We start from the raw sequence: 10,583 nt of genomic DNA on the forward strand, positions 1-10,583 counted from the left end.
AACGACTTGAGCTGTGGCCACCTGCGTTTATCATGGTGGCCACAGCTCATTCCTTGATTAGCGGGTCATGGGCGAGGTTTCCAGTGCGCACCCCTAATGGAACCGATTTGGCTTGGTTGTCGGTTCGTCCGATGCCACTGTTCTTTCTCCCGCGCACGCTGGCTCATCAAGCGGTCGCGGTTCCGCTGTTCCTGCTGGCGCGTTCGGTCTGCGTTCCGTACTTCGATTGTTCTCTGCTTCCGTACCTGCGTTTCCTGAGCTTTCGGGCTGATCACACGAGGCTTCTTCACCTGACGTATTGGATCAGACTGAGGCTTGGCCTCTACCCTGGCCTGAGATAGCTCCGGGGTGCGGAACCCGGCGAGAGAACGGTTAACTGCTCCCTGTCTACGCTCAACACGTTGCTTGCGCTGTCTCACCGCATTCGCTCCTGCACGGGCCACTCTGGAACTACCGCGAGCAATGCGCCCAGCGTTCATGCCAGCTACAGCACCGCCTATCAGAATCGGAGCGGCCACTCCCCCCGTAAGAGCGCTGGCCATGGTGAGGCCAACCCCGAGGGCACCGTATTTAGCAGTGGTTTTTGCGACCTTGCCCAGTGCCACAGTTCCACTAGCCATAGCGCCGGCAGGATCATGAGCCATGCGTTTGAACTTCTCACTGGTTACGCCACGTTTGATACCGCGTCCTGTGGCCTGAGTACCTTGCCATATACCGCGCCCAGCACTCTTCGCACCGTTCTTCCACGACTCCTTTGAACGCACAGCCCCGAATACTTGGTGTGCGCCGGAGTAGGCGCGAACACTAGCATCCCTGAACTTGTCGTCCACGCTTCGGTCAGACCGCTGTTGCTCTTCCAGGAGCCTTCGATCTTTCCTTGGGAGGTTAGGGGAGTTCAGCGCGTGTTCAATCGCGTGGCCACGATCAAGACGATCCTGGTGGCGCATGTTCCGGGTCTCCCTGCGTGCAAACTTCTCGCCGGTCGAGAACCTGTTTCCCATTGGACGCTCAATTTCGACTTCGCCACCAGGTACCCCCGCTCGTCCAGCCTTACGGAACGCTACAGGTTCCTGAGCCGTGGAGCCTCCATCCAAGCCTGGTGCCCCTGGATTGTCGGTAGGTCCGTGGCCTTTCGATGCGCCCGATTGTCCGCCCGCCATAGCTGGTTCGGTCTTCTTGGCGAACTTGCGCCGGTTAACGCCGTCAGCGCCTACTTGGCCAGGAGCGTTGTGCTGGCTGGCCCGGTTGCTCAGACGCTGGATTGGTGAAGTCTTCCGTGATCGCGCTCCTATGCTCCGACGGTCTGCTCGGCTGAGCATGTTTCGGCCACTTTGACGCATTTGTGTGAGGCCTGAACCTACTGCACCGCCAATGACACCTGCACCGCCAGCGGTTGCCCACTGAGCCATTCCCTTGAAAGTGAAGGGAGACGGGATATTCGCAACCTTGAAGACGAAATGAAGCCCCACAATGGCGACCACAGGTGACAAGCCCATCCAGAGCAGGTGCATGATGCTACCTTGCATGAGGAACATGTTGCCTGCGCTTTGCATCATGCGCGTTAGAAGGGTGATCAGCGAAAAGAGGAAGCCAACCATCGAAGTCAGCAAAATGACTGAGACTGCGATTTTACCGACCTTGCCGACGACGGTCGGGAGCGACTTCGGGAAGCAGAGCATGAGGAGGCCTGCGAAGAGTCCGAAGATCAATAGAGCCAAGAAGATCTTTGCGCAGAGGGTGATCGCCCCGAAGATGAAGAACACGACGGAGAGTACGCCTGCTGAAAAGACGTAAACGATAGATGATGCCATGGACTGCTGGTTGTCATTGCCATTGATAGTGGCGACGTACTTGGCCAGGGCAGGGTTTCCGCCTGCCTTAGCTACCTTTTCATCCACTTCGCCCTTGGTGGTAGGGAACTCGAACTTCTTTGCGTCCTGTCTACCATCGCCTGCCCAGGGCGAGTTCCCTGGATCGTCGTACCCACGGAACCACTTGGCGCACTCTTCTCCGTAACGCTTGTCTGGGGGAAATATCTGCTGAAAGTCGCCTCGAATCTCCCACGAATTTCCTTCGCCCGCGCGTTCGCCGTCTTTAAGGTTGCAGGCGCTCCAAGCGATCAGGGATCGTTGCTTCTCTACATCCGAGCCGGGGTTAAAAGCATTGCCTTGCCACGTGTATGGCCAAAGCTCATCGCCTGGTGATTTACCTACTACCCCATCACCCTGCCCCGTGCCAATGCCAGGTGCTGTCGGCAGGTTGTCGCCCAGGCCAGCTTCTCGAAGCGCGTGGCGTTGGGAAACACCGTTTTCCAAATCGCCTGACAATCGTGGAACGCGTCCACCGTCGCCAGACATACCGCTTGTATCGCCGTTCACGTCGGTAGCTTTGTCGTAGCCGACTGTGCCAGGAATACCGGAATTCCATTCCAGAAGACGGCACCATGCCTGATCATCGTAAGCGTTCTTAGGGGCTTCAGGGTTAGGCAGGTTGTAGCCGAAAGAAGCTGTTCTATATGCGCGCAAACCCATTTCTTGCCACATTGAGTCCAGCATGAGTGGCATACCGGCATTAAGGCCGTAAACATTCTGCGGGTAGGTGCTGACGTATTCATCACGCATGCCCTCGACGTACATACTGCAAGACAATGGATTGGTATTCCGCTCGCCTACTGGATCATTGTCGAAGATGTTCTTGTCGCCGTTGATGCCCTTCTCGAAAAGACCTGCCGGAGAAGAAATGATCGCGCCCAAGGTGTTGTTTGCGGTCACCATTACCCAACCGAAACCGCCGATAGCTGGCTGATAGTTCGCATCTTTGTTGCCTATATCTCCGCCCTTGTCCGCTCCGCCCCCGGTAGACAGCGCGGATTGGAAGCTCATGAAGAGCACCAGAGACATGACTGCGATCTTCGTGCCAAAGGTCTTGAAGTCGAAGGAACCAGTACGACGTGAGACCCAGATGACGTAGACGAACAGGGCGAGGATAACAAAGGTCATGACCTCGGACTTGAAGATGGTCTTGCCCAGGGAACCGACAATGTTGTCGATAGCTCCGCCTGCTTTATCTAAGAAGCAGAAATTGGATGAGAACGTCACGAATTCGGTGGCACTCTTGAACATCGTGTTGCCGAAGGACATGAACGAGCCGACTAGTGTGTTTCGACTCGCGCGGTCGCTCATGTTCTGGATGTGGTCTTGCGAAAGCAGAACAGTGAGCATTTCGCTGGATGCGTCTGACCAGCGGTTGATTGGCAGTAGATTCGAGGTTTCAGAACCGGATTCGCCACTGGTGTTGCAGACGCTACCTGAAGATGCGGGATGTGCAACAGTGGGAGCCGTCTTCACTACCGATGAGAACGCATTAGCTGGCGATGCGGTAATGCCAAGGAATAGAGCGAGGATTCCAAGAGTGGTAATGAGCCGTGCCCAGATTGGTTTAGCCTTCATCGTTATCCTCGGTATCTTCCGACTTCGCGCGACGTAACTTGGTTTTCAGGCTGGATGCACTGAGGCCAGTCCTAGTTCTGCGCGTGTATTTCCGGTCAAGTTTGGCTTGAGCTTGTTCAGCTATCACCTGTTCTTTGGCCCGTCTCTCTGCCTTGAGACCGTTCTCGTCCTGAACCTTCTGCATATACCGGTCTTGCTCTTCCCGTTCCCAGCGGTCGTGGTCAACGAGTTTCTGAATGTCCGGGGTGAGCATTTCAAAAGGTACTTCACCAACGGTGCGAACGATCCAGTCCATCTTGAACTGGCCGATGGTTACCTCTTCCATCCCGCGCATGAACTTGTTGTTCCGGCTTTTGTACTTGGTGAGAAACTGCTTGTATTTCCGCTGTTCCAGACCGTCTTGAGATTTCAGGTGGAAGAAATAGAAACCTGCTCCAAGGAAAAGTGGCAAGGCTAGGGTCGACCAGATTCCAAGAAGCGGGAACAGTAGTGCGCTGATCAGGAGGCCTGGAAGGCCTGCACCGATAATGATCAACTGAGTGCGTCGTGCCATGTCAAAAGTCATCATGGTGACTTGCCGTTCGCCTGCCGATTGCCGGCCAGTCATTTCGGTCAGATTGAACATGTTCGGAAGGCTTTTTGCCATGGCTAGTGCTGTTCCCGCTCGTGGTTGATTTGCTGTCTTACTTCTTGACCCCGAAGAAGGTCTGCCACAGCGAGAAGCCTACGTTGATCAAAATATCAATGGTTCCCAGAAGCACTGGAAGGATGAGCTGTGGGCCGGCCATTACGCCTGCTAGCAAGAAGATAATCCACTGGCCCTTGAAAGCCTTGCCTGCACCAGAACCTTCGTTACGACGTGCCTTGATAATCGCGGTCACGATGCCAATGACAGCCAAAAGCACACCGATCATGGTGAGGAACAGCGCGAATCCGCCCCAGCCCGAGGTGAAAGCACCCCAGACCTTATCCCAACCACCCTTAAGGTTTGTGGCGTTGGCACCGATGACGAGAGAGTTACTGATGGTGTCCGTGAAAATCGAACCCGTCAGGGTGTCCGTGATGTTCATGCTGGTTCTCCTAATGGAAGTGTGAGTCGACTATGGGAGTGGTCGTTACCCATCATGCCGGTCTGTGGGAGGTGACCCTGGCACAGTGGTTTTAGCGATGATTCTTTTGGGTGAGGAATTCGTAGATGCGCCGAGTTTCCGGGTCTTGGATGGCTTGTTCTTGTTGCTCGGGCGTGGATCCAACAAGACCTATAGTTTGTGCGCGAATAAGCGGGTCTCGATCAGCTAGCGCTAAGTCAGGCGCGCCACTATTCATGGAGTGCACAGCACTGATGCGCTCAGCAATCGTGCTTTCCATGTCGCTCATCACCGCTTTCATTTCTTCCTCACCAAACTTGTCCGGGCCGAAATCTTTCTCTGACCCACCAGGATCGTCCGGTGTTCTCGCGTTGGAGGCTCCCGTGAGGGATACCTTCGATTCATTGCGCCGTTCACGGGCGAATTGGCCACCGGTGCTCTGGCCTCTCGGCACACGGTTCCGGTACTGCTTGCTCATTTAGTTCCCTTCCCATGTTCAGAAAGAGCCGTAGTCTGCTTCATCTGATCCACCCCACACGTCCTCAGCCTGTTGCTCAGTTGAGTACTTGATTGTCGACTCCCAAAGCTCCTGCGCGTAGTTAGGGTGCTTGTAGAAGACCTTGCGCACCCTAATGCGGTCGCTCTTCTCCAAATCACCGAACGCGCGAAACAGCGTCTTATCCTCTATGTCCTCGAAACCGCTGTCACGGACTTGCTTCAGCAGTTTGTTGGCTTCCCACACCTTAATACTATTCAGGCGCGGAATTGGTGCGTCATATGACTCAGCTAATGCTAGGTATATGTCCTTCTTAGCGTTGGTCAGACGGCCTACTTTATGCCCCTCCTTCTCAGTTGCCCCTTCGCTCACCCAGCCTTTGTCTTCGACTTCTCGGAAAACCCGGTCGAGTGAGGAACCAGGTGCCACGTGGGAGGTGGCTTTCGCCGGGTCAGCGATCAGATCTCCCATGTCTGGCCCATCTTCGGAAGTAGGAAGGTTCAAGCTCACGTTGAGGTATTGGTACGTGTGCTGGAAGCCAGGGCGTGGCTTTTTAGGGTTGGAGGCATTTTCCTCAGGTTTAGTTGCTTGTTCTTCGCGTGGGTTGGTTACGTCCAGGTACGCGTACTTTGGCCAGGTCTCGATGATTTCATTGGCCAGTGCATCGGTCTCTGTGCTCTTGAGCTTCCTGCCGATCTGTTCTTCGCGTTGCTGTTGCAAGGCCTTGAGGACTCGGTAGCCCTTACGGTCACCTGCATGCCAAGTTTCCGAGCTTGCCCTGGACATGTTGGAGGCCATGACTCCCATCAGATAATGGGGCACGTTGTCGGGCAGACCATGCTTTTGAACTCGGGAGACGAGAGCAATCAGGGATTCTTGCACCATGTCTTCTTTGTCCTTGTGGCTTACCTTGCGACCGCCGGCCCAGTACTGGCGGGAGTACTTCTCGGCGCACCTTTCAGCGATGTTGAGCACTTCGGCCTCGCTGAAGTCACCGAACATGCTTTGCGGTTCGGTGACAGTTGATTGCGCTGAGACAAGGGAGACGTTGGATTCTCTTTTGCGCTCAGTAGCGAACTGTCCGCCACTGGACTGTCCTTTGCGTTGGCGTGATCGCCATGAAACGTCGCTCATACCTTATAGATGTGTGCGAAAAAATTGGGTGGTGGTGATTTTTCTAAGAATTATTCGCAACTTTTTTAGATCGTTGGCGATACAGACCAGAATTTCGTGTTGATCTTCAATGGCATCGACGTTCATCCGAGGGTTGTTTTCTCGCCTGGTGCCACTCCGGGCAGGCACCGAATAGTGCCTGCCCGGCCAGCGTGTGCCCGTCGGCCAACCTGTCTAGCTGGCCTGAGGCGTGAACGCCTCCTGCACAGCTTCAACAGACTCAGCGAATTCGGTGGCAATGTCATCGAAGATGCCGAGCATTGGCTTCGCATACTCCAACAGCGCATCAAAGGCGATTGGCTCTCCACCGTTGTACAGTTCATCGAGCGTGTTCACCAGGTGCTCAGTGTCCAGATTCTCGAACATTTCGTCTGTGACTTCAGTGAAATCAACATCCATTATCACGGCACATTCAAGCAGTCGTTGCACCAGGCCTGACGGGTCATTAGTTTCCATGCCGGCTTGCAGGTAGGTGGACAGCGCCGACGCATGGACAGCCAACTGTGCGTTCTCTACCTCATCGACCAAGGCTTGGGTGGTTTCCATTGCCCAGTTTGGTTCCTGCTGGTCTCGCATCAGCTCATCTAGGTTGATGCTGTCCAGAGCATCGTCTTCTGCGCCGTTCTGCCAGCGCCGGATACGTTCAACGTCGGCGGGGTCATTCACGTCGATGCCGATGAGTTCCATCATGTTGAGCCAGCCGAGTTCTGGACTGTAGACCATTCCTGCGATGAGTTCGAGAGAAAGGCGCAAAGACCACATCTTGTCATCCTCGATCCTTTCTTCACCATCGTCGTTCAGGTAAACATCGCGTTCGATCAGGCGTGATGGAAGCCAGAAGAGCGGGTGCCACATCATTGCCGGGTTCACGTGCGCATAGGGGCGGGCTGGGTTCATATCGGCGGTGACGATGGGGAGCGGTACGGCGCAGAGGGTGCTTGCTGAGATGTTCTCGGTTGGCAAGCCTGTGTCGTCTGCAAACACGGTGAAGTCATACATGCGCCCAATCGGGTCTTCAGCGATGATCAGCGGGGTTCCGGGTTCGGTCAGGTAGTGCTTGCGCAGTCGGCTCGGATCGACGTTGTTATTCATGGGGTGCCTTCTAATTCTCTGTGGTCTAACGGTTCGACGGGTCGCAGATCGTACCGGACTGGTCAACTAGTGGGTCGCCGTCGGTGTAGTAGTACTCCTGCACCTTGCCGTCCTTCACCGTCACGTCGAGTTCGCGTGGCGCATCGAATACTGGGTCTTCTTCGTCCGCGATCCATGCCCAGCAGACTTCCATCTTGGCTTTAGTGATGCCCTTTTTGGTGGTGGATTCGTAGGTTTGAATCCATGGGTAGGAGCGTCCGTTCATTGATTGGGCGACCTGCCAATTGAAGGTGATGGTTGGCTTGTAGGGTTCTTCTACGGTGTCGGCTAAATTCTTGGCCATGAGTGGTTTGGCGCGCTGTTCAGAATATTCGATATAGCCGTCTTCTTTGGGTTCCCACGTGGCTGTGTAGAGACCGAAGTACTGCGCTAGCTGATCAGCAGTGCGTTCTTTCAGCTCAGGATTGTCGTGCACAGTGATACTGTCTACGGTGATTGCACCGAGAGCGCCACTAGTCGGCGGTTCCGGCAGCTGAGCTGATTGCTTGGCAGACTTGATTTCTTCAATCACGTTGTAGCCCGCTGGGTCGTACCCGTGGTCTTTCATCCAGGCGTTGAAAGCGGTTCGCCCTTCATCCTCGGTGCCGGTGAAGAGTTGCAGGTAAAGTCCGAACTCGTAGCCTTGCTTGTTCGCTAGCCCTTGGTACAGCTCGAAACGGTTGCCCTGATATGGCAAATCGGAGAGGATTGGGTAATCCTTGTAGGCCTTTTCGGCGTCTTTGACGTAGGCCTCTCCAACCTCGGCTTCGTTTGCGAGGTTCTGCTCTTCAGCGACAATGGCCTTCGCCTCATCGGTTTGGGCTTCTAGCGCGAGGTGTACACCGTTTTTGTTGGCCGATGACAATTGCCATGGGATTGTCACGTCCGCGAAGCCTTCGCGGGAGGCCACCAGCTCTACTGACCCCGTGGCGCTAATCGTGACTGTCTCGCCGTCTTTCACTAACCCGTAGTCCTGGCCGTTGACCTTCAGGTTGAATTCCTTCGGAGAGCCACTAATAGTTAGTTCGGCAGTGCTTGGTGCCTCTGGCTCGCGAGGATTTCCGATGGTGAGGAAATATGCTCCCACAAGGCCTACGGCGATCAGAACAGCAATAGTGATTTTGAGAGCCAAAGGCTTTTTCTGAGCGGTTGTAGCGACATTCATGGTTAGTCCTGGTTCTTCAATCGGGCGACGGTGTACTGCCCACGGCGGTCGGAGAGGTACACGTAGTGACCTGCTGGTGGTCGCGCGCTTAGTGAAGCACCCTGCGCACGCCCGGTATCGGATGCGTTTCGTTTCCCGGTGTATAGATAAATGTGTCCGTTGAGCACAAGAACGTCGCCCGCTTTCAGGTCAGCTTCACTCTTAGGGATGAAAGTGTCGTACTTCTCGCTGTTCCTGACGTAGTTCAGCATGACGGGCGTACTGCGCTTGGGGAAGGTTGGGTCTGCACCGCTAGTGCGCATGACTGTTGAGACAAAGACACCGCAGTCAGTGAAGTATGCGGTGTGCCAGTCCTTTGAAAGCTTGCTGGCGGCTTCAACGAACTCTGGGCGTGCTTTGTCCTTGCCATAGGCGTAAGCCATGCTCGTGTAGGGCATTTCGACGTATTGATCCCAGGCGAGCTTACCGGCTGTTTCGGTGATGGTGCCCTCGGCTACCTGCGAGCCACCGCCTTCATCTTCCTTGCAATCTGCGGTGTAGGTGCCTTTGGAGCCGGCCATGATCTTTTCAACGTAGGCCTTGCCCCGCGGAGAGACCGAAAGCGCCTTTTCAAAGTCATTACCATTATTGGAAATCGCATAAGGGCCATTGTGGTAGCCAAATAGGGTCATTCTTGCTAGAAGCTCTTCGTCGCCCTTGGCCAATGGCTCCATCTTGTCCTTGATGAACTTCATGTACCTACCGAGTGCTGGAATCGCATCGGTTGGATTCCAAATGTCTCCGCCGTTTCCATACTCAGCCCAAGTTTCCATTTTGAATTGGACGATCCCGAATGCAACCCCGCTAGAGGCATTAGGGTTCCACGACGATTCAGCTTGAATCTGGCTCGCGTGCAGGTTCACCGACAGCCCAGAGATTTTCGAGGCCTCTTCAACAAGGCTCCGATATTTCTCTGGAATGTGTACGGTTCCATCGCTTCCATCACCAGGTGTACAGACTGGCGCGTTGTTGTCCGGCGAGGGTGCCCCTGAATCTCCGGTGCGCCACCCTAAGGCCACGCGGTAGATTTCATCAGCGCGGTCTTTGACCCCACTCAGAGGCAGTGCACTGACTGATTTAGTGATGGCTTTTTTCGCGTACTCGGCACTCTCTTTACTTCGGTCATCGTTGCCAACGGAGCGCACCCATTCGCCCTTAGCATTGGCGCTCTCCATCAGACCAGCATCGAGCGTTGCTACGCCTTTGGTGCTGTTATCGCGTAGGTGTCGGGCAAGCTCGCGGGAGATGAACCTGGTGGAGCTTTCGAGATTTTCAGCATCGGTCTTGCTGATCTTCTTGTCTTCAATGGCTTTATTAGTGACCTGATAGTCACCAACGCCTCCGCTAGCTTGCCTTTGAAGGTTCCAGATTGCAACGGTCAGTTCCCATTCGACCTCTTGTGAGGCGGTCATAACGGTTTTCACGTCGTCTCCATTGTCCGCGCCAACGCTTTTGTTCATGGTGGCTAAGGACATGCTGGCTCTCGCATTTGAGGTGCTAGCTTCGGTTTCTTGCCCGATCATGCTGACAAAAAGCGTGTATCCGACCATTCCTACAACTATGCCGGCGATGAGCAATACGCCGATGATCAGAGTGATTGTCTTCTTTCCTGTTTTGGTTTTGAGCGCACCTTTGACACCGCCAGTAATTGCGCCGGTCGCGCCACCTGTAGTGAACCCTTTAAGCGCTTCCAGTCCGACTTTCTTCTTGTCATCGCTGATTTGCTTTAGGCCGTTAGGCTTTTCTTGGTTATCCATTCGAGGCTTATGTCCGTTCTCCACACGTTCTGCTACCCATCATGCCGGTCTGCGAACGGTGACCCGTGCTTAAAAATCACAGGCACCCGTCCATGGTGTTGGACGGGTGCCTGGAACAGGAGCTTCGTCTAGAAATCTTCGCCGTCGAGCATCGGCTGTTCACGCATTGACTGACCCTGCTGAGGCTGAGGCGTTCTTCCCTGTTCTGGTTGTTGCGGAGCCTGATTCTGTGGCTGGTTCTGCTGGAACTGACCGCCCTGCTGAGGTGCTTGTGGCTGGTTCTGC

Annotated in this window: 8 protein-coding genes; all 8 read right to left on the minus strand. The window is 54.7% G+C overall.

Annotated elements, in window-relative coordinates; all coding sequences use genetic code 11:
• Positions 1-65 precede the first annotated feature (65 nt).
• On the minus strand, positions 66-3,449 hold the full coding sequence (locus ACT3UA_RS11545) for a hypothetical protein (RefSeq protein WP_444616553.1): 3,384 nt from the start codon (positions 3,447-3,449) through the stop codon (positions 66-68).
• Positions 3,439-4,095, minus strand: a complete 657-nt coding sequence (locus tag ACT3UA_RS11550; protein ID WP_444616555.1) for a hypothetical protein — start codon at positions 4,093-4,095, stop codon at positions 3,439-3,441. The genes ACT3UA_RS11545 and ACT3UA_RS11550 overlap by 11 nt, the downstream gene beginning before the upstream one ends.
• A 37-nt stretch (positions 4,096-4,132) precedes the next feature.
• Entirely contained in the window at positions 4,133-4,519 is a 387-nt protein-coding gene (locus tag ACT3UA_RS11555) for a hypothetical protein (protein ID WP_444616557.1), read from the minus strand.
• A gap of 91 nt (positions 4,520-4,610) precedes the next feature.
• Positions 4,611-5,015: a hypothetical protein gene (locus ACT3UA_RS11560; protein ID WP_444616559.1), complete on the minus strand. Its 405-nt coding sequence runs from the start codon at positions 5,013-5,015 to the stop codon at positions 4,611-4,613.
• 18 nt (positions 5,016-5,033) lie between these two features.
• Positions 5,034-6,167, minus strand: a complete 1,134-nt coding sequence (locus ACT3UA_RS11565) for a hypothetical protein (RefSeq protein ID WP_444616561.1) — start codon at positions 6,165-6,167, stop codon at positions 5,034-5,036.
• Positions 6,168-6,380: 213 nt separating this feature from the next.
• Positions 6,381-7,298 (minus strand): hypothetical protein, encoded by a 918-nt coding sequence (locus ACT3UA_RS11570; protein ID WP_443452427.1) that lies wholly within the window; start codon positions 7,296-7,298, stop codon positions 6,381-6,383.
• A 25-nt stretch (positions 7,299-7,323) separates the two neighbouring features.
• On the minus strand, positions 7,324-8,298 hold the full coding sequence (locus ACT3UA_RS11575) for a hypothetical protein (RefSeq protein WP_444616563.1): 975 nt from the start codon (positions 8,296-8,298) through the stop codon (positions 7,324-7,326).
• Positions 8,299-8,504: 206 nt separating this feature from the next.
• Positions 8,505-10,298 carry a transglycosylase SLT domain-containing protein gene (locus ACT3UA_RS11580; RefSeq protein WP_444616565.1) on the minus strand — a complete coding sequence of 598 codons (1,794 nt, stop codon included), beginning with the start codon at positions 10,296-10,298 and terminating at the stop codon, positions 8,505-8,507.
• Positions 10,299-10,583 lie beyond the last annotated feature (285 nt).

The organism is Glutamicibacter sp. 363, assembly GCF_052379505.1.
GTDB lineage: Bacteria > Actinomycetota > Actinomycetes > Actinomycetales > Micrococcaceae > Glutamicibacter.